The following is a 19495-nucleotide window of genomic DNA, read 5'->3' as shown; positions in this document are numbered from 1 at the left end:
AACAGCGCGCCGAACACGCAACAGTGTCGGCTCGCCCTCCTACCCGCGTCAAGCCCTCCGAATCGCCTACCAGTCAGCAACTTCCGCGAAATATTGATTAACAGTCCGGGGGTTGACGGCGGGCCGGGCTGGACTTCAGCCTGTTGATGATCGTGCAGAGCGGTGCATGATACGCAACTTGAGTTCGGTCGCCCATGCGCGAAAGGGACGCCGCCGATGAGTACCGCCTCCGACCTGCCGCACCCCGCCCGCCCCACCTCCCGCCCCCGCGTCGTGGTCATCGGCGCCGGAATCGTCGGCTGCGCGCTGGCCGACGAGCTGACCGCACGGGGGTGGACCGACGTCACCGTGCTCGACCAGGGCCCCCTCTTCGCGACGGGCGGCTCCAGCTCCCACGCGCCGGGCCTGGTGTTCCAGACCAACGCCTCCAAGACCATGACCGCCTTCGCCGCCTACACCGTGCGCAAGTACTCCGGACTGAGCCTGGACGGCCGCTGGTGCTTCCGGGCGGTGGGCGGACTGGAGGTCGCCACCACGCCCGAGCGCCTGGCCGACCTGAAGCGCAAGTACGGCTGGGCGCGCGCGTGGGGCGTGCGCGCGGCGCTGCTGGACCCCGCCGAGTGCGCCCGGCTGTGGCCGGGCCTGGCCCCCGGCGCGGTGCTGGGCGGCCTGCACACCCCCGACGACGGCCTGGCCAAGGCGGTGCGCGCGGGCGAGGCCCAGGCCCGCGCCGCCATGGCGCGCGGCGCGCGGTTCCTGGGCCACCACACGGTGGTGGGGGTCGAGCGCTCCGGCGGCCGGGTCAGCGCGGTGGTGACCGACCGGGGGACCTTCCCCGCCGACATCGCCGTCTCGGCCGCCGGATTCTGGGGTCCGGCGATCGGGCGGATGGCGGGCGTCACCGTGCCGCTGCTGCCGCTGGCCCACCAGTACGCCTACACCGCGCCCCTGCCCGGCACCGCCAACCCGCCCGACCTGGAGGCCGCGCTGCCGCTGCTGCGCCACCAGGACCGCGACCTCTACTTCCGCGAGCACGGCGACCGCATCGGGATCGGCTCCTACGCCCACCGTCCGCTGCCGGTGGACCTGGCGGCCGTGGCCGCGCCGGGGCAGGCGGCCGAGATGCCCTCGATGCTGCCGTTCACCGCCGAGGACTTCGAGCCGAGCTGGCGCGACGCCTGCGCGCTGCTGCCGGCCCTGGCCGACTCCAAGGTGGACGAGGGCTTCAACGGCGTGTTCTCCTTCACGCCCGACGGCATGCCGCTGCTGGGCGAGGCGCGCGAACTGCCCGGGTTCTGGCTGGCCGAGGCGGTGTGGGTGACCCACTCGGCGGGCGCCGCCAGGGCGGTGGCCGAGTGGATGGTCGAGGGCCGGCCCCGGGTGGACGTGCACGAGTGCGACGTCCACCGCTTCGAGGAGGCGCAGCTGTCCCCCGCCTACATCGCCGACCGGGGCGAGCAGAGCTTCGTCGAGGTCTACGACGTGGTGCACCCGCTCCAGCCGATCGAGCGGCCCCGGCCGCTGCGCACGAGCCCGTTCTACCTCCGCCACCGGGAGTTGGGCGCCGTCTTCGGCGAGGCGGGCGGCTGGGAGCGCCCGCTGTGGTTCACGGCCAACGCCGGCCTGGCCGATCCGGACACCCCCGAACGCGACCCCTGGTCGGCCCGCCACTGGTCGCCCGTCGTGGACGCCGAGGCCCGCGCCACCCGCGAGCGCGTCGCGCTCTACGACATGACACCGCTGACCCGGCTGGAGGTCAGCGGCCCCGGCGCCCTGGCGTTCCTCCAGCGCATGTGCACCAACCAGCTCGACCGGGCCCCCGGCACGGTCACCTACACGCTGCTGCTCGACCACGCCGGCGGGGTGCGCTCCGACATCACCGTCACCCGCCTGGCCGAGGACGCCTTCCAGGTGGGGGTTAGCGGCCGGCTCGACACCGACTGGCTCACCCGCCACCTGCCCGCCGACGGCTCGGTGGTGCTGCGCGACATCACCGGCGGCACCGCGTGCGTGGGCGTGTGGGGGCCGCTGGCGCGCGACCTGGTGCAGCCGCTCACCGACGACGACTTCTCCCACGCCGGGTTCGGCTACTTCAAGGCGCGGCGCGCCCACATCGGCCATGTGCCGGTGCTGGCGCTGCGGGTCTCCTACGTCGGCGAACTGGGCTGGGAGGTCTACACCGGCGCCGACACCGCCCTGCTGCTGTGGGACACCCTGTGGGCGGCGGGCCGGCCCCTGGGCGCGGTCGCCGCCGGGCGCGGCGCCTTCACCAGCCTGCGGCTGGAGAAGGGCTACCGGCTGGCCGGGACCGACATGACCACCGAGCACGACCCCTACGAGGCGGGCCTGGGGTTCGCCGTGCGCCTGGGCAAGGGCGACTTCGTCGGCCGCGCCGCCGCCGCGGCGGCGGCCGAGCGCCCGCCGCGGCGCCGCCTGGCCTGCCTCACCCTGGACGACCCGCACCGGGTGGTCATGGGCCGCGAACCGGTGCTCGTCGGCGGCGCCCCCGCCGGATACGTCACCAGCGCCGCCCGCAGCACCACGCTGGGCCGCACGATCGCCTACGCCTGGCTGCCCGCCGAGGCCGCCGAGCCCGGCACCGGGGTGCACGTGGAGTACTTCGGCGAGGCGCTGGCGGCCACCGTGGCGGCCGAGCCCCTGGTCGACCCCGACATGGCCCGCATCCGCCGCTGAGGCCGATCGCCGAACCGACCCGCACGGAGGTACGCGTCCATGCAGAACACCGGCAGCACAGGCAGCACTGGCAGCACAGACAGCGCAGGCGGCACGAAAAGGGCGGTCAGCACGGCGGTCACCGGAGGCGCCGGGCGCTCCTACGACGTCGCCGTCCTGGGCCTGGGCGCGATGGGCGGCGCCGCCGCCCGCCACCTGGCCGCGCGCGGCCGGCGCGTCCTGGGCCTGGAGCGCTTCGGCCCCGCGCACGACCAAGGGTCCAGCCACGGCGGCTCCCGCATCATCCGCCAGGCCTACTTCGAGCACCCCGACTACGTGCCGCTGCTGCTGCGCTCCTATGAGCTGTGGGAGGCGCTGGAGCGCGACTCCGGCGCCGACCTGATGACGCTGACCGGCGCCCTGATGCTGGGCCGCCCCGACAGCCGCACGGTGGCCGGCAGCCGGGAGTCGGCGCGGCGCTGGGGGCTGCCGCACGAGATCCTGGAGCCCGCCGACATCCGCCGCCGCTTCCCCACCTTCGCGCCGCGCCCCGACGAGGTCGCGCTGTACGAGGCGCGCGGCGGGTTCGTGCGGCCCGAGGCGGCCGTGGCCGCCCACCTGGACCTCGCCGCGCGCGACGGCGCCGACCTGCGCTTCGGCGAGCCCGCCCGCACCTGGACTGCGCTGCCGGGCGGCGGCGTGCGCGTCACCACCGACGCGGGCGCCTACACCGCCGACCACCTGGTCGTCTGCCCCGGGGCTTGGGCACCGGAGGTGCTGGCCGGCCTGGGCGTCCCCCTCACCGTGGAGCGCCAGGTGCAGTACTGGTTCCACCCGCGCGGGGGCACCGCGCCCTTCGCCGCCGACCGCCACCCGGTCTATGTGTGGGAGGACGCCCGGGGCGTGCAGATCTACGGGTTCCCCGCCTACGAGGGGCCACAGGACGGGGTCAAGGCGGCGTTCTTCCGCAAGGGCGCCCCCTGCACCCCCGACACCGTCGAGCGGAGCGTGGCGCCCGAGGAGGTCGAGGCGATGGCCGCGCACCTGCGCGACCGGCTGCCCGACCTGCCCGGCCGGTTCCTGCGCGCCGCCACCTGCATGTACACCACCACGCCCGACGAGCACTTCGTGATCGCCGCCCACCCCGACCACCCGCAGGTCACGGTGGCCTGCGGGTTCTCCGGGCACGGGTTCAAGTTCACGCCGGTGGTCGGCGAGATCCTGGCCGACCTGGCCACCACCGGCACCACCGCGCACCCCATCGGCCTGTTCGACCCCCGGCCGCGCCGCGTCCGGCAGACCCAGCACGAGGTGACCACGTGACCGCGACGGACCTGCCCGCCACGCCCAGCCTGATCCCGACCCCGCCCGGCCGCGACTACACCGACCCCGGCGTCTTCGCCCGCGAGCAGCGGCTGATCTTCGAACGCACCTGGTTCTGCGCGGTGCGCGGCGCCGACCTGGCCGCACCCGGTGACTTCCGCACCGTGCGGGTGGGCCGCGAGAGCGTGCTGCTCACCCGCAACCGCTCCGGCGCCGTCCGCGCCTTCCTCAACGTGTGCCGCCACCGGGGCGCGCGGCTGTGCACCGAGGAGGCCGGCAGCGTCAAGCGGTCGCTGCGCTGCCCCTACCACGCCTGGACCTACGACCTGGACGGCCGCCTGGTGGCCGCGCCCAACCTCGCCGACATGGCCGGCGTCCGCCGCGAGGACCGGGGCCTGATCGGGGTGCACGTGCGCGAGTGGCTGGGCTACGTATGGGTGTGCCTGGCCGACGAGCCGCCGTCCTTCGCCGATACCGTGCAGGCGGCCGTGGCCGAGCGGCTGGGCGACCCCGCCGCCATCGACCGCTACGGGGTGGCGGACCTCGCGCTGGGCCGGCGCATCGGCTACGACGTGGCGGCCAACTGGAAGCTGATCGTCGAGAACTTCATGGAGTGCTACCACTGCGGCACCATCCACCCGGAGCTGACCGAGGTGCTGCCGGAGTTCGCCGAGGGCTACGCCGCCCAGTACTACGTGGGCCACGGCGCGCAGTTCGGCGAGGGGATCGACGGGTTCACCGTGGACGGCGGCGCCGGGTTCGGCCGCCTGGACGGCATCGGCGACCACCAGGACCGCCGCTACTACGCCATCACCGTCCCGCCGCAGGTGTTCGTCAACCTGGTGCCCGACCACGTCATCGTGCACCGCATGTTCCCGCTGGCGCCCGACCGCACCCGCGTGGAGTGCGACTGGCTCTACAGCCCGGAGGTGGTGGCCTCCGGTGCCGACCTGTCGCGCTCGGTGGAGCTGTTCGACCGGGTCAACCGGCAGGACTTCGACGCCTGCGAGCGCTGCCAGCCGGCCATGGAATCCCGGGCCTACCGCGACGGCGGGGTGCTGGTGCCGGTGGAGCACCACATCGGCGCCTTCCACGCCTGGGTGGGGCGCATGCTGGCCGAGCCGGACTCCGGCACCGCCGACACCGCCGACACCGCCGGCGGCCGGTAGCGGCCGGCCCGCGCGGCGGCGGGGCCGCCGGGTCCGTGCACCCGGGCCGGCGTGCGCGAACCCCGCCGCCGCCGGGCCTCCCGCCACGGCCGGATACCTCCGGTCCACCTCCGCGCCACCTGGCCGCCCCGCACCGGCCGCCTGCCGGGCGGACAATTCCCCCGGACAACGCGGAGCGCCGCCGCCGGGCATCGGCGCGGGTGAGGGGAGACCGGTGAGACGCGTCGGTGCGCTGGTGGTATCGGCTCTCCTGGTGGCGGGCGTGGCGGTCGCCGCCGTGTGGAACCTGTGGGGCTCCTCCCCCACGGTGGTCAGCGGCGTGATCGGCTCGGAGAAGGCCACGTTCTTCGCCGATCCCCAGGTGGTCGAGCGCCTGGCCGAACTCGGCTACGAGGCCGACATCCGCACCGGCGGCTCCCGCGAGATCGCCACCACCGACCTGGACGGGGTGGACTTCGCCTTCCCCAGCAGCGACCCCTCCGCCGAGGTCCTGCGCCGCAACAACGCCGTGGAGCGGGTGTACCGGCCGTTCTACTCGCCGATGGTGGTGCTCAGCTACCGGCCCGTCGCCGAGGCGCTGGCGCGCGCCGGGGTCGCCCGGCGCGCCCAGGACGGCGCCTGGGACCTGGACATGGCCGCCTACCTCGACCTCACCGAGGAGCGCACCCGCTGGCGCGACCTGCCCGGCGACGCGCTCGGCGGCGCCGGGCGCGGCGAGGTGCTGATACGCACCACCGACCCGCGCACCTCCAACTCCGCCGCGATGTACCTGGTGGTCGTCAGCTACCTGCTCAACGGCGAGGAGGTGGTCACCGACGCCGCCGCCGAGCCCGGCCTGGTGGAGGAGGCCGCCCGGCTGTTCCTCGCCCAGGGCAGCCCGCCCGCCAGCTCCCAGCAGCCCTTCGACCAGTTCGTGGCGCTGGGCGCCGGCCACACGCCGCTGCTGTGGGCCTACGAGCAGCAGTACATCACCGCCCGCACCGGCCCCGGCGGCCTGCCCGAGGACGTCGTGCTGCTCTACCCCGGCCCCACCACCGTGGCCACCCACACCCTGCTCCCGCTCACCGAGGAGGGCGACGCGTTCGGCGGGCTGCTGACCGAGGACCCCGAGCTGCAGCGCCTGGCGGCCGAGCACGGGTTCCGTACCACCGACGCCCGGCGCTTCGCCGACCTCGCGCGCGAGCGGGAGCTGCCCGTGCGCGACCAGGTCGCCGACGTCGTGCCCGCCCCCTCCTACGAGGTGGTCGAGGACCTGATCGGCCGCATCGAGGAGCGCTACACCGCCGACGGGAGGCCCGCGCCCGCCGGGGACGACGGCGCCGCCGGCGGCACCGCGGCAGTGACAACACCCGTACCGGAGGAAGTGGTGCGCACGTGAGCGCCGACACCCCGCTCTCGCCCCCCGAGGACGACCTCGTCCTGACCCCGCCCGAACCGGTGCGCCCGGTCCGGCCCGAGCGCGCCCGCGACCTCGTCCCCATCGAGGAGGCCAAGCGCGCGGAGCTGCGCCGGCGCGCCGACGGCTACGCCGCCGCGCTGGCCGGCCTGGACCCCCGCTCGCCCGAGTTCCTCACCCGCGTCGGCGACATCACGGCGCTGGGCGACAGCGAGATGCGCGCCTCGGCGGAGTCCACCAACCGGCTGCTGCGCCGCTCGGTGTCGGGCATGAGCGGCGCCCGGGGCGAGGGCGCCGACGCCCAGCGGCGGGTGGGCGAGGGGCTGCTGGAGCTGCGCCGCACGGTCGAGGACCTCGACCCCAAGGACGCCGGCCGCCTGACCGGGCGGCGGCTGCTGGGCTTCCTGCCGTTCGGCAACGCCGCGCTGCAGAACGAGCGGGCCCGGCTGTGGGAGACCATGGGCCGGCTGCAGGAGTACGCGGTGCTGGCCGAGGCGCTGGACGCGGCCGTGCAGCGCCGGGTCGACGCCGCCGACCCCGACACCGCCTCCCGGCTGCGCGCCGACGTGCTGTTCCCGGTGCGCCGGCGCCACCAGGACCTGCTCACCCAGCTCGCCGTGTGCGTGCAGGGCTACCTGGCGCTGGACACGCTGCGGCGCGGCAACGAGGAGCTGATCAAGGGCGTGGACCGCGCCGCCACCACCACGGTCTCGGCGCTGCGGGTGGCGGTCACCGTGGCCCAGGCGCTGGCCAACCAGAAGCGGGTGGTGGAGCAGGTCGACGCGCTGCGCGGCACCACCGAGGACATCATCGCGGCCAACGCCGAGATGCTGGCCACCCAGAGCGAGGACGTCCAGCGCATCGCCGCCGACCCGGCGGTGGGCGTGGAGACGCTGCGCGACGCCTTCCGCCGCATCTACGCCACCATCGACAAGATCGACCACTTCAAGGAGCAGGCGGTGGAGAACATGGCCGCCACGACCGAGGCCCTGCGCGGCGAACTGGAGGCCGCCGGCGAGCACCTGGCCCGTTCGCGCCGGCCCGGAGAGCCGGACCGGTGAGCCGGGTGCGGGCGTGGGCGGCGGCCGCCGCCGCGGCGGTGGTCGCCCTGTCGGGCTGCACGCCCGGCGCCGAGGGCCCCTCGGCCGGACCGGGCGTGGCCGGCGAGCTGCGGGTGCTGGCCGGCAGCGAGATCCGCGACCTGGAGCCGATCCTGGAGCGCGCCGCCGACGAGGTGGGCGTGACCGTCCACCTGGACTACACCGGCACCCTGGAGGGCGTCGAGGAGGTGGTGTCCGGGCGCACCGACGACCGCTACGACGCGGTGTGGTTCTCCTCCAACCGCTACCTCAACCTCCAGCCGGGCGGCGCCGAGGCGGTGGCCGAGGAGACCCCGGTGATGGCCTCGCCGGTGGTGCTGGGAGTCACCGAGTCGGCGGCGGCCGACCTGGGGTGGGCCGGCGGCGCCGAGGTCACCTGGGGCGACATCGCCGAGGCCGCGTCCAGCGGCGACCTCGCCTTCGGCATGACCAACCCGGCCGCCTCCAACTCCGGCTTCAGCGCGCTGGTGGGCGTCGCCTCGGCGCTGGCCGACACCGGGTCGGCGCTGCGCCAGGAGGACGTGGAGGCCGTGGCGCCCCAGCTGCGGGCGTTCTTCTCCGGCCAGGAGCTGACCGCGGGGTCCTCGGGGTGGCTGGCCGACGCCTACATCCGCCGCGCCGGCGCGGAGGGCTCCGGAGCCCGCGTGGACGCCCTCATCAACTACGAGTCGGTGCTGCTGTCGCTCAACGAGTCCGGGGACCTGCCCGAGCCGCTGACCCTGATACACCCGGCCGACGGCGCGGTCACCGCCGACTACCCGCTCTCGCTGCTGGCCGGCGCCGACGAGGGGGTCGCCGAGGGCTACGGCCGGCTGGTGGACCACCTGCTGTCGGCCGAGGTGCAGCGGGAGATCACCGACACCACGCACCGCCGCCCGCTGTCGGCGGAGGTCAGCGCCGAGGTGGAGTTCCCGCAGGTGGCCGAGCTGCCGTTCCCCGCCCGGGAGGAGGTCGCCACCGGTCTGGTCCGCAGCTACTTCGACGAGCTGCGCCGGCCCGCCCGCACCGTCTACGTCCTTGACCTGTCGGGGTCGATGGCCGGGGACCGCATCGCCGGCATGCGCACCGCCATGGGCACCCTGACCGGCGGCGACACCAGCTCGGTCAGCGGCCGGTTCCAGCGCTTCTACGGCCGCGAGCGGGTGACCCTGCTGCCTTTCGACGGCACCGTGCGGCCCGCCGAGACCTTCGAGGTGCCCGAGGAGGACCCCGGGCCGGTGCTGGACGACATCCAGGCCGCCGTGGAGGCGATGGAGCCGGCCGGCGACACCGCCGCCTACTCCGCGCTGGACGAGGCGTTCGAACGGCTGCGCGGCGAGGACGACGTGGCCGACCGCTTCACCTCGGTGGTGCTGATGACCGACGGCGAGGTCAACGCCGGGCTCACCCTGGAGGAGTTCCGCGCCGAGCACGCCGGCCTGCCGGCGGAGCTGCGGGAGGTGCCGGTGTTCCCGGTGGTCTTCGGGGAGTCCGACCCCGCCGAGCTGGAGGAGCTGGCGGAGCTGACCGGCGGGCGCGCCTTCGACGCCCGCGAGGACTCCCTCGACCAGGCGTTCCGGGAGATCCGTGGCTACCAGTGACCGGCGCCGCGGCCCGCTGCGCGCCGCGGTCGACTACCTGGGCTCCACCCGCAACCTGTGGGGCGCGACCGCCGGGCTCGTGGGCCTGGTGCTGGCGTTCACCGGGGTGCTGGGCGGGTTCTGGCCGCCGGCGGTGGCCGCGCTCTACGCCGCAGGCGCCCTGGCGGCGCCACCGCCCCGGGTGCACCTGGTCGCCGAGTCCACGCGGGCCGAGCTGCGGCGCACCCTGGACGCGCTGGACCGGCTGGCCGCGCGCGTGGGCGAGCGGCGCTCGCGGCTGCCCGAGGGGGTGCCCGAGCGGTTCGCGAACATGGCGGACAGGCTGCGCTACCTGCTGCGCCAGGAGGAGGTGGTGGCGGCCGACCCCGAGGTCGGCTACGAGCTGGAGCGGATCGTGCGCCGCGACCTGCCCGAGGCGCTGGAGACCTACCTCAACCTGCCGTGGTGGTACGACGCCTCGCGGCGGGCGGGGGGCGGCACGAGCGCGGCCGCGCACCTGCGCGAGCAGGTGGAGCTGCTGGACCGCGACGTGGACCGCACGGCCGAGCGGATGCTGGAGGCCCACGCCCGCCGGCAGGACGACCACACGACCTACCTGCGGGAGCGCCGGCGCGCGGGCGGGGCGGCGGACCCGCTGGAGCCCCCGTCCGAGGGCGGGGAGGCGGACTGAGGGGCCGGGCGCCCCGGCCGGCGGGCACGCGGGCGCCGGGAACACCTGCGCCGGCCGCCGCGGAGCACGGGACGCCGCGGCGCCCGCACGGTGCGGTGCGGGCGCCGCGGCGCGTCTGCGGAGGGTCAGCCGGTGTAGGTGGGCTGCGCCTCCTGCGGGGCGCCGGGCTCCGCCTCGGGCACCGCGTCCCACTCGAAGACCTCGGACTCCTCGGCCTCCGGCGGCGCGACCGGCTCGGCGATGGGAGGATCGGCGGGGTCGGCACCCTCGCCGGGCGGCGTGGGCTCGGCCTCCGGCGGCGCGGACGGGTCCTCGGCCGGGGGCCGGGAGGGATCGTCGTTGCCGGGCGGGATGGGGGAGGCCGAGGGCGGGAGCGCGGCCCCGGGGTCGTCGGGCCGGGGCGGTTCGGAGTCGGCGAGGGCGGAGCCGCCGCCGAAGAGCGCCGCCGCGGCGACGAACCCGGCGACCAGGGACATCTTGAGTCGCACTGACATGCCTTTCGTTGGTGTGTTGGGACGGTGCGGCGGGACGGTGTGCCCGCGCCGCACCGAGGGGCCGGCGCCGCACCCGGGATCACGTCGCACAGGCGCGGGGCCGGGGCTCATCGCGGGGGTGCGCTCACGTGCTCAGCGGGTGCACACCCGGTGCGCGCCCGGTGCCCACGGCGTCCTCGCTCGGTGCTCACTCGGTGACCTCGACCGGGGTGCCCAGCGGCAGGTTCTCCGCCATCCAGGTGATGTCGTCGTTGGCCACGCGGATGCAGCCGTGGCTGACCTCGCCGCCCAGCCCCGACTCGTCGTCGGTGCCGTGCACCGCGAGCTGGCCGGGGCCGCCGGCGAACTCCTCCAGGGTGGGCGAGAACCCGCTGAGGCCGAACGCGTAGGCGCCGTAGTCGCCGTCGGGCTCGGGCGGCCGCAGCAGCTCGGTGAAGTAGTAGCGGCCGGGCGGGGTGGGGGTGTCCTCGGTACCGATCGCGACGTCGCCGGAGCGCACCTCCTCACCGCCGTCGAGGACGCGGAACGCGAAGTCGCCGAGGTCCACGTGCAGGCTCAGGGTGGTGGTGCTCAGGGAGACGTCGGAGGCGCGCACCCACCCGGTGCTGCCGTTGGGGCGGACGGGCAGCAGCACCTCCAGCCACTCGCCCCGCTCGTCCTCGATCAGGAAGGTGCGGTCGGCGCCGAAGTCGTTGGGGCTGGCCAGGGTCTGGGTCACGGCGCCGTCCGGCTCGGCGTGCACGTCGATCTCCGAGCCGGTGGCGGTGGCGATCCGCGCGGGCTCCTGGCCCCGGCCCGCGGACGCGTCGGAGGTCGGGGCGGTGTCGGCCTGCTCGGCGGCGCCGTCGGAGGCGCCGTCCGAGGAGCAGCCGGCCAGCGCCAGCAGCAGGGCCGCCAGGGCCGGCGCCGCGGCGCCGCGCACGGCGGCGCCGGGGCGCCGCGTCAGGGGATGAGGGTTCATGCTTCCATCCGGTCGGGTGGTCCGCGGCCGGGGGCGCCGGGTCGTCGGCGATCCGGGCCCGCCGGGGCGGTGCGGGGAGGGACGGCAACGCACGCTGCCCGCCGGATGTGTGTCGGTCGTGAGGGAAATGTGTGAATTCTGTGTTCCCGCGCCCGCATCGCCTCCTCGGGGCGGACCGGCGCGGCCGGGCGGCATACGATCACCCGACAGGAGATCGCGCGGAAGGGGGCCGGCGTCGTGTGCGCCCATGTGCTCATCGCCGAGGACGACGTGCAGCAGGCCGATCTGGTCCGGCGCTACCTGGAGCGCGAGGACCACACCACGGCCGTCGTGCACGACGGCGGCGCGGCCCTTGCCGAGTACCGGCGCAGCCGGCCCGACCTGGTGGTGCTCGACGTGATGCTGCCCGAGATGAGCGGGCTGGAGGTGTGCCGGCGGCTGCGCGCGGAGTCCGACGTGGCCGTGCTGATGCTGACGGCGCGCTCCACCGAGGACGACCTGCTCGCCGGCCTGGACATCGGCGCCGACGACTACGTGACCAAGCCCTACAGCCCGCGCGAGTTGATGGCGCGGATCCGCACGCTGCTGCGGCGCGCCGCCGCGCCGGGCGGCCCCGACCGGCCGCTGCGCGCCGGGGCGGTGGTGGTCGACCCCGCGCGGCACACGGTGCACGTGGACGGCGCGCAGGTGGAGTGCACGCCGGCGGAGTTCCAGCTGCTGGCGGCGCTGGCGGCCCGGCCCGAGCAGGTCTTCACCCGTTCCCAGCTCCTGGAGCGCATCCACGGCATCGACCGGTTCTTCACCGAGCGCACCATCGACGTGCACGTGAAGAACCTGCGCAAGAAGCTGGAGCCCAACCCTCGGTCGCCCCGGCGGCTGGTCACCGTCTACGGGGTGGGCTACAAGCTGAGAGGCGGCGGTGAGACGCCGGCGTGAGGGCGCGCGGCGCCGCGGGGCGGTGCCGCGCGGCGCACGCGTGCGGGGCGCGCTGCGGCACAGCCTGCTGGGCCGCCTGCTGACCACCTCGGTGGTGGTGGCGGTGTGCTCCATCACCGCGACGGCGTGGCTGGCGGTGGAGGGCACATCCGAGTCGATCAGCGTGGAGCAGGGCCAGACGCTCACCATCGACACCCGCATCCACGACGAACTGGTGGCCCACGCCGCGACCCACCCCGAGTGGCGCGGGGTGGACGACGTGGTCGAGGAGCTGGCCGAGGACACCGGGCGGCGCATCGCGCTGACGACGGAGAACCGGCGCCTGATCGCGGACTCCGCGGCCGGTGGCACCCCGCTGCCCGCGCGCACCGCCTCGGTGGTCGACCCGCTGGCGGTGGACCTCACCCTGGCCGCCGAGGACGCCGACCGCATCGACCCGCGCGCGGTCGGCCCGTTCGCGCTGCCCGAGGACGAGCGGGGACGGCTGCGGCGCATCGCCGAGTCCGGCGCCGACTGCCTGGGCGTGCGGTTCGGCATGGCCGCCGAGACCGAGACGGCGCCCTCGGGGCGCCCGTTCGTCACCGTGCCCGACGGCCCGGTGACCGAGCCCGAGTGGGCCGCCTGCGAGCTGGCGGAGCTGGAGGACCCCACCGACACCGAGCGCGCGGCCCTGGCGGAGCTCAACCGGCTCATCGCCCCCTGCGCCCGCGAGCACGGGCTGCGGGTGCGCGCGCGGATCGACGCCGCCACCGGCGCCCCCGCCGCCGTGGTGGAGCCGCCCGCGCCGCCGGAGGTCGGCTCCGGCGCCGCCGACGAGGCGCGGCCGCCCGAGGTGGCGGACTCGCCTCCGGGCGACGACCCTTCCGCCCCGCCCGGCGCCCCCTCCTCCGCCCCCGAGCCCGTCGAGGAGTACCCCTGGCCGGGGATGAGCGACCCGGGCGCGCCGCAGGAGGACACCGCGGCCACTCCCGAGCCGCCGGAGGCCGACGGCGCGGCGCCCGTCGCCACCCCGGTGCCCGAGGAGACGCCGGAGCGCTCCGCCGACCCGGCGGCCCAGCCCTACGGCTCGGCGGCGGAGCTGGACCCGCGCGCGGCCGACTGCTTCGACTCGGGCCGGCGCCGCCAACTGGACCCCTACACCGCTCCGGCGGCGCTGCTGTTCATCGGCGACCCCGAGCCCCGGGCCGAGGGCGGGCTGGAGCTGTCGCGCGAGGGCCTCCTGCGGGTGACGGGGGTGGTGCTGCTGGTGCTGCTGCTGACGGTGGGCGTCAGCGCCGCGGTGGCCGCGCGGCTGGTGCGCCCGGTGCGCGACCTCACCGACGCGGTGCGGCGCATGCGCGCCGGCGCGGGCTCGCCGCGGGTGCCGGTGCGCGACTCCGGGGAGATCGGGCGGCTGGCCGAGGCGTTCAACGAGATGTCGGAGCACCTGGAGCGGCTGGAGGCCCAGCGCCGCGCCATGGTCAGCGACGTCTCCCACGAGCTGCGCACGCCGCTGAGCAACCTGCGCGGCTGGCTGGAGGCGGCCCAGGACGGGGTGGCGGAGCTGGAGCCGGAGCGGACCGCGCTGCTGGTGGAGCAGACGATCCTGCTCCAGCGCATCATCGACGACCTGCAGGACCTGGCGCTGGCGGAGGCGGGCAAGCTGACGCTGGTGCCCGAGCCGCTGGACGCCCGGGACCTGGTGGAGCAGGCGGTGGCCGGGCACCGCCTGGCCGCCGCCTCGGCCGAGGTGGAACTGGTCGCCGCCGCCCCGGCCGACGAGGTCGTGCTGGTGGCCGACCGGGTGCGCATGCTCCAGGTGCTGGGCAACCTGCTGGGCAACGCGGTGCGGCACACACCGGCCGGAGGGCGGGTGACGGTGCGGGCGCGGGCCGAGGACGACTCGGCGGTCATCGAGGTCGCCGACACCGGTACCGGGATCAGCCCGGAGCACCTGCCCAACGTGTTCGACCGGTTCTGGCGCGCCGACAAGTCCCGCAGCCGCCAGACGGGCGGCAGCGGGCTGGGGCTGGCCATCGTGCGCAACCTCGTGGAGCTGCACGGGGGGACGGTGGCGGTCGCCAGCGCACCGGGCGAGGGCGCGGTGTTCACCCTGCGCCTACCCCGCGGCGGCACCGAGCCGACCGCCGAGCCGGACTGAGGCGGCGGCGGGAGCGGCGGGGCGGGCAACGGGAGGGCGGGGCGCGGTCGGCTGGGCGGGCGGGAGGACAGGGGGGTGGTCGAGGGGCGCGGAGGGCCGGGGCACGGTCGGCCGGGGCGGCGGGGAGAGCCGGGGGCACGGTTGCCGGCGGCTGGCGCGGTCGGCGGGGCGGGCACCGGAGCGCCGGATGGGCGTCGGGCCGGTGGGCGCCGGTGCGGTGGGTGCCAGTGGGTCGGTGGGCACCGGTGGGCCGGTCGTCCGGATCAGCGGGCCGCGTGGCCGCTCTGGTAGGCCAGCCGGGCGTCAGCGGTGGCGGTCACCGGGGCGACGGCGTCGTCCAGCCGCAGGAACCACTCCCACGCCCGCCCTCCCGCGCACTCCGCCAGCCGCGCGGCCAGCATCTCCTCCAGGTCGGCCTCGCGCCTGCCCTTCCACACCTTGTCGGCGAGGCTGACCAGCAGGTCCTCCAACTCCACCGGCTCCGTGCGCCAAGCGGCGTGGGTGCGGGCGAACCGCGCCAGCCGCTCCTCCACGCCGCGCTCCCGCAGCAGGCGGTGCCCGGCCTCCTCGTGCCGCGACCCCGGCCCGAGCAGTTCGTCGGGGTGCCGAACCTTGCCGATGTCGTGCGTGGCGGCCCCGAACAGCACGGCCGAACGGTCGAAGACGGGCTCGACGCCGCCGCCCAGCGCCTCGGTCACCTCCCAGGCGGCGTGGTGCACGACGCGCAGATGCGCACCGAGCCGGGGCGGCGCGGCCAGGTCGCGCAGCAGCGCGGCGGCGTCGGCGGGCAGGGCGCGCAGCGGCGGGTCCGCGGGACCGGTCAGCGCGCGCTCCAGCGCTGCGTCGCCTGCGAGGGCACGGTGGTCGGTGGACACCGCCCCGACTTTAGACCGTTTGCACGGCCAGGGCTCCCCCTCACCGCATCGCAGGCGGGTACCCGGGGTGGCGACGACGGCGGCGACGGGGCGCCGAAGCCGGCGGACGGCCGAGGTGAGCGGCCATCGCCTCGCGGGGCGAGTGGCTGAGGCAGCGACGATGGCGGCGACAGCAGCGGACGGCCAGGCCAAGCGGTCATCGCCTCGCAGGGCGGATGGTCAAGGTGGGCAACGAGGCGCCGGGGGCGGTGCGGCGGCCGGGGCTCGGAGGTTTTTGCCGCCTCTCTCCCTGGACTCCCTGGGTGTGCGCCCCGAGCGCGACCGGCTCATCCTCATATCGGCACAAATAGGGCGCCCACCCTCCAAAATTTCACATAGTAAGACGAAAATGCTCCCTTTCACGACGACCTATGCCTACGAGTCACCGTTCTGACGAGGAGAGCACTTTCGTCGCTCAAGAAAACGGGCACTTCAGACAAAAGGGCACGCCATACACCGCGATCGTCTCACCATGTGAACATTGAGCGCTCGACATGTCCTCGCAAGCGCCCCCACAGTCACTCGCAGCGGGGACAAATGGTGCAGTGTTCCCCAAAGCTCCGCCTTGCATACAATCGACATTCGGCTTTTTGCTCGTCCGCCTCGACCGTCGTCGCACTCGGAGCAGAACCAAGCCATGCGGCCTCGCCGCGCGGGCGGGCACCCGCCCCGACCCTCGCCGCCCCGTCGCCACCCCGACCAACCGCCAACAGCGGCGACGGTCGCGGCCCCGGGTTCGGGTTCAGCGGACAGGGGGGTCACCCGGATTCAGGGCGGCTCGTCTGATCCTCAGCGGGCGCGGCGGGCATAGCGGCCGGGGTCGGCGCGGGTGCCGGTGGTTCGGAAGCGCCCCGGCCCGCTGGAGGCCAGCCCAGTTCCTCGCTGATGGCCGCCGCCGCGGCGGTGAGCCGCGGGACGAGGGCCAGCAGGTCGGGGCGGTCGACCACCACGCGGGGCGCCGACACCGACACCGCCGCCGCCACCGCGCCCGACGCGTCGCGGACGGGGGCCGCCACGCAGTGGATGAACTCCTCGTGCTCGAAGTCGTCCACCGCCCAGCCCTGCCGGGCGACCGCGGCGAGGTCGGCGTCCAGCTCCGCGCGACCGGTGCGGGTGTTGGGGGTGCAGCGGCGGAACGGCGGCGGGCCGAGGACGTTGTCGCGCTCGGCGGGGGCCATGTCCGCCAGGATCACCTTGCCCACCGCCGTGGCGTGCAGCGGCGCCGAGGCGCCCACCCGGGAGTACATCCGCACCGCGTGCCGCGACTCCACCTTGTCCAGGTAGACCACGCCGTCGCCCTCCAGCGCCGCCAGGTGCACCGTGTGCCCGCAGGCGTCGCCCAGGGCGCGCAGGTGGCCGGCCGCCGCCGCGCGGACGTCCAGGCCCTCCAGCGCCGCCTGCGCCAGGGTGGTCATGCGCGGCCCGATCCGGTAGCGGCCGTCGGCCATGCGGCGGACGAACCGCTCCTCCTCCAGGGTGCGCAGCAGCCGCAGCGAGGTGGTGCGGTGCACGTCCAGCCGCCGCCCGATCTCACTGATGGTGGCCGGGCCTCCGGCCAGTTCCACCAGGATGCGCAGCGCGCGCTCGACACTGCTGGACACCGCTCGGCCCTCCCTCCCCGACACCCTTGGCTGCGATGCGTTACCCGGCGTTCCCATTGTGGCGGCGCGCGCGTGCCCCCGGGTCAGCTCGGGCGGGGCGGGATGTCGCCCCGCACGCCCAGCGCCGTGCCCGCCAGGCGGGCGCCCTCGGCCAGCGACGCGGCGACGTCGGCGCCGGTGAGCAGGCCGTGCAGCACCCCGGCCGCGAAGGCGTCGCCCGCGCCCACGGGCTCGACCACCTCCACCTCGGGTGCGGGCGCGAACCAGCTCCGCCCGCCCCGGAAGGCCGTGGCGCCCTCGGCCCCCTGCTTGACCACCAGCAGGTCGGGGCCCTCCAGCAACTCCCGCACGTCGTCCAGGGTGGCGGCGCCCCACAGCGACTCGGCCTCGTCCAGCCCGCAGAAGACGACGTCGGCGCGGCGCGCGGTCTCGCGCAGCACCCGCGCCTCGTCGGGACCGTGCAGGGCGGGCCGGTAGTTGACGTCGAAGGAGCGCAGCGTGCCCGGCGCGGCCTCGGTGAACAGCGCGTCGACCAGGGCGCGGCAGCCCTCCGACAGGGCGGGGGTGATGCCGGTGGTGTGCACCAGGCGGGGCGCCTCGGCGCGCACGCGGGCGGCGTCGGCGGCGCCGAGGGCCAAGGCCGCCGAGCCCCGGCGGTAGTAGCGCACCCGGGTGCGGCCGGTGCCGTCGAACTCCTTGAGGTAGAGCCCGGTGGGGCGGTCGGGGTCGGTGCGCACGCGGCAGTCCACGCCCTCGGCGGCGACGCGGCCGCGCACGTGGCGGCCGAGGTCGTCGTCGCCCAGCGCGCTGTACCAGGCCACCCTCAGCCCGGTGCGGGCCAGGTGGATCGCGACGTTGGACTCCGCACCGCCGATCTCCAGCTGGAAGGAGCGGCGGCCGTCGGTACCGGCCGGGTCGGGCACCAGCAGCGCCATGGTCTCGCCGACGCACACGGCGTCGAGCCCGGCTCCCCCGGCGGGCGCCGGCGGGTCCTGCTCCCCGGGCCAAAGGTCCGTGTGCCGCTGGTGGTCCATGCGCTCAGCGCCCCTTCTCGCCGATGCCGGTGCGCGGCGCGGGCGCGCCGCCGCACCGGGTGTTGACCCGCGTTCCGGCGGAATGCTATTCACGGTGCTGAGACATGCGCAACAGTGCTGCGCCCTGCGCAGCACGGCGGTCGGCACCAGCGCGGAGCAAGGGGTGGGCGGGCATGTGGGATCTGCTGCTGCGCGGCGGCCGGGTCATCGATCCGGCCTCGGGCCTGGACGGCCCCGCCGACGTCGCGGTGCGCGGCGGGCGCGTCGCCGAGGTTCGGCCCCGCCCGCCGGGCGGCGGCGCCCCCGATCCGGCGCAGCCCCCGCAGGCGGCCGAGGTCGTCGACCTCCACGGCGCCCTGGTCACCCCCGGCCTGGTCGACCTGCACACCCACGTCTGGCACGGCGCCACCTACTGGGGCATCGACCCCGACCCCGTGGCCTGGCGCACCGGCGTGACCACGTGGGTGGACGCGGGGTCGGCCGGGGCCTACGGCCTGGCCGGGCTGCGCCGCTTCGCGGCCGAGCCCGCGCGGGTGCGGGTGCTGGCGCTGATCAACGTCTCGGGCCTGGGCCTGGTCGCCGAGACCGGCGAGCACCACGACCTCGCCAACCTCGACGTGGACACCGCCGCGGCGGTCGCCGCCCGCCACGGCGGCTTCGTGCGCGGCGTCAAGGCCCGGATCGACTCCCGCACCGTGGGCCGCCACGGCCTGGAGCCCCTGCTCCGCGCCGCCGCGCTCGCACGCCGCCTGGAGCGCCCGCTGATGGTGCACGTGGGCTACGGCCCGCCCGACATCGCCGACATCGTGCCGCACCTGGCGCCCGGCGACATCATCACCCACTGCGCCTCGGGCTGCCCCGCCGACCTGGTGTCCGGGGGCCGCCTTACCGACGCCACGCGGCGCGCCCTGGACCTGGGCGTGGTGTTCGACCTGGGCCACGGGTCGGGCGCGCTGGCCTTCGACGTGCTGGAGGCCGAACTGGCGGCGGGCGTGCGCCCGGTGGCCTCCACCGACCTGCACGCCCGCTCGGTGCACGGGCCCGCCTTCGACCTGCCCACCGTGCTGGCCAAGCTCACGGCCGCCGGGGTGGACCTGGCCGAGGCCGTCGCCGCCGCCACCGTGCGTCCGGCCCGCGCGCTCGGACTCGACCCCGGTATCGGCACGCTGGCCCCCGGCGCGCCCGCCGACATCGCCGTCTTCGACCTCGCCGAGGGCCGATTCCCGGTGCTGGACGTGCACGGCGGGGTGCGCCACGCGCCGGTGCGGCTGACCAACACCGCCACCTACGTGGCGGGCCGACTGCTGCCGCCCTGCGCGGCCGAGCCGCCCGCGCCCTGGATCCCCCTCAGCGCCGCCCAGCGCGCCGCCGAGGCCGAACGCCGAGAGCGCACCCGCGCGGCGGTGCGCCACCTGACCCGCCCCGAGGACTTCGAGGAGCCGTTCCCGCGTTCGCCGGCCCGGCCGTGACCCCGCTTTCCGCACCGCACGCACCCGCAGTCCGC

At 76.1% G+C, this 19495-nt stretch carries 15 protein-coding genes; 10 read left to right on the top strand and 5 right to left on the bottom strand.

Going from position 1 to position 19495, the window contains the following annotated elements; genetic code table 11:
* Positions 1 to 216: 216 nt before the first annotated feature.
* The 7 genes from HNR12_RS24930 to HNR12_RS24900 all read left to right on the top strand — a co-directional run bounded on the left by HNR12_RS24930 (position 217) and on the right by HNR12_RS24900 (position 9911).
* Entirely contained in the window at positions 217 to 2694 is a 2478-nt protein-coding gene (locus HNR12_RS24930; RefSeq protein ID WP_179769827.1) for a GcvT family protein, read from the top strand.
* A 39-nt stretch (positions 2695 to 2733) separates the two neighbouring features.
* The gene (gene solA / locus HNR12_RS24925) at positions 2734 to 3996 is read left to right on the top strand and encodes an N-methyl-L-tryptophan oxidase (protein WP_179769826.1); all 1263 of its coding nucleotides are present in this window, start codon (positions 2734 to 2736) and stop codon (positions 3994 to 3996) included.
* Positions 3993 to 5165: an aromatic ring-hydroxylating oxygenase subunit alpha gene (locus HNR12_RS24920; RefSeq protein ID WP_179769825.1), complete on the top strand. Its 1173-nt coding sequence runs from the start codon at positions 3993 to 3995 to the stop codon at positions 5163 to 5165. Before solA ends, HNR12_RS24920 begins: the two co-directional genes overlap by 4 nt.
* Before the next feature lie 214 nt (positions 5166 to 5379).
* The gene (locus tag HNR12_RS24915; protein ID WP_179769824.1) at positions 5380 to 6543 is read left to right on the top strand and encodes a hypothetical protein; all 1164 of its coding nucleotides are present in this window, start codon (positions 5380 to 5382) and stop codon (positions 6541 to 6543) included.
* Positions 6540 to 7622 (top strand): toxic anion resistance protein, encoded by a 1083-nt coding sequence (locus tag HNR12_RS24910; protein ID WP_179769823.1) that lies wholly within the window; start codon positions 6540 to 6542, stop codon positions 7620 to 7622. The genes HNR12_RS24915 and HNR12_RS24910 overlap by 4 nt, the downstream gene beginning before the upstream one ends.
* Entirely contained in the window at positions 7619 to 9241 is a 1623-nt protein-coding gene (locus tag HNR12_RS24905; protein WP_338119825.1) for a VWA domain-containing protein, read from the top strand. Before HNR12_RS24910 ends, HNR12_RS24905 begins: the two co-directional genes overlap by 4 nt.
* On the top strand, positions 9228 to 9911 hold the full coding sequence (locus tag HNR12_RS24900) for a hypothetical protein (protein ID WP_222600369.1): 684 nt from the start codon (positions 9228 to 9230) through the stop codon (positions 9909 to 9911). The genes HNR12_RS24905 and HNR12_RS24900 overlap by 14 nt, the downstream gene beginning before the upstream one ends.
* Positions 9912 to 10036: 125 nt before the next feature.
* On the opposite strand, the gene HNR12_RS24895 is transcribed toward HNR12_RS24900, so the two are convergent.
* Together HNR12_RS24895 and HNR12_RS24890 are read right to left on the bottom strand one after the other, a co-directional pair.
* Positions 10037 to 10405: a hypothetical protein gene (locus HNR12_RS24895; RefSeq protein WP_179769822.1), complete on the bottom strand. Its 369-nt coding sequence runs from the start codon at positions 10403 to 10405 to the stop codon at positions 10037 to 10039.
* 187 nt (positions 10406 to 10592) lie between these two features.
* Positions 10593 to 11366, bottom strand: coding sequence for a L,D-transpeptidase (locus tag HNR12_RS24890; protein WP_179769821.1), 774 nt, complete (start codon positions 11364 to 11366; stop codon positions 10593 to 10595).
* 237 nt (positions 11367 to 11603) lie between these two features.
* Here HNR12_RS24890 and HNR12_RS24885 point away from each other — a divergent pair, with 237 nt between their 5' ends.
* Both HNR12_RS24885 and HNR12_RS24880 read left to right on the top strand, forming a co-directional pair.
* Positions 11604 to 12302 (top strand): response regulator transcription factor, encoded by a 699-nt coding sequence (locus HNR12_RS24885; RefSeq protein WP_179769820.1) that lies wholly within the window; start codon positions 11604 to 11606, stop codon positions 12300 to 12302.
* Entirely contained in the window at positions 12286 to 14442 is a 2157-nt protein-coding gene (locus tag HNR12_RS24880) for a sensor histidine kinase (protein WP_338119824.1), read from the top strand. Before HNR12_RS24885 ends, HNR12_RS24880 begins: the two co-directional genes overlap by 17 nt.
* 263 nt (positions 14443 to 14705) lie before the next feature.
* Here HNR12_RS24880 and HNR12_RS24875 read toward each other — a convergent pair whose 3' ends face one another.
* The 3 genes from HNR12_RS24875 to HNR12_RS24865 all read right to left on the bottom strand — a co-directional run bounded on the left by HNR12_RS24875 (position 14706) and on the right by HNR12_RS24865 (position 17991).
* Positions 14706 to 15317, bottom strand: a complete 612-nt coding sequence (locus HNR12_RS24875; RefSeq protein WP_308118466.1) for an HD domain-containing protein — start codon at positions 15315 to 15317, stop codon at positions 14706 to 14708.
* A gap of 797 nt (positions 15318 to 16114) precedes the next feature.
* Positions 16115 to 16957, bottom strand: coding sequence for an IclR family transcriptional regulator (locus HNR12_RS24870; protein WP_179769819.1), 843 nt, complete (start codon positions 16955 to 16957; stop codon positions 16115 to 16117).
* An 83-nt stretch (positions 16958 to 17040) separates the two neighbouring features.
* A complete protein-coding gene (locus HNR12_RS24865) occupies positions 17041 to 17991 on the bottom strand; it encodes a sugar kinase (RefSeq protein ID WP_179769818.1) in 951 nt (316 codons plus the stop codon).
* A 173-nt stretch (positions 17992 to 18164) separates the two neighbouring features.
* Between HNR12_RS24865 and HNR12_RS24860 the strand changes: the two genes are divergently transcribed.
* Positions 18165 to 19460 (top strand): amidohydrolase family protein, encoded by a 1296-nt coding sequence (locus tag HNR12_RS24860; protein ID WP_179769817.1) that lies wholly within the window; start codon positions 18165 to 18167, stop codon positions 19458 to 19460.
* Positions 19461 to 19495: the final 35 nt, after the last annotated feature.

The sequence above is a fragment of the Streptomonospora nanhaiensis genome (assembly GCF_013410565.1).
Classification (GTDB): domain Bacteria; phylum Actinomycetota; class Actinomycetes; order Streptosporangiales; family Streptosporangiaceae; genus Streptomonospora; species Streptomonospora nanhaiensis.
Note: the sequence above shows the minus strand (reverse complement) of the source record. Positions and strands in the feature narration are given on the sequence as shown.

Coding starts and splice junctions, on each gene's coding strand:
- HNR12_RS24930 (WP_179769827.1), top strand. CDS start 217: ATGAGTACCGCCTCCGACCTGCCGCACCCCGCCCGCCCCACCTCCCGC.
- solA (WP_179769826.1), top strand. CDS start 2,734: ATGCAGAACACCGGCAGCACAGGCAGCACTGGCAGCACAGACAGCGCA.
- HNR12_RS24895 (WP_179769822.1), bottom strand. CDS start 10,405: ATGTCAGTGCGACTCAAGATGTCCCTGGTCGCCGGGTTCGTCGCCGCG.
- HNR12_RS24890 (WP_179769821.1), bottom strand. CDS start 11,366: ATGAACCCTCATCCCCTGACGCGGCGCCCCGGCGCCGCCGTGCGCGGC.
- HNR12_RS24865 (WP_179769818.1), bottom strand. CDS start 17,991: ATGGACCACCAGCGGCACACGGACCTTTGGCCCGGGGAGCAGGACCCG.
- HNR12_RS24860 (WP_179769817.1), top strand. CDS start 18,165: ATGTGGGATCTGCTGCTGCGCGGCGGCCGGGTCATCGATCCGGCCTCG.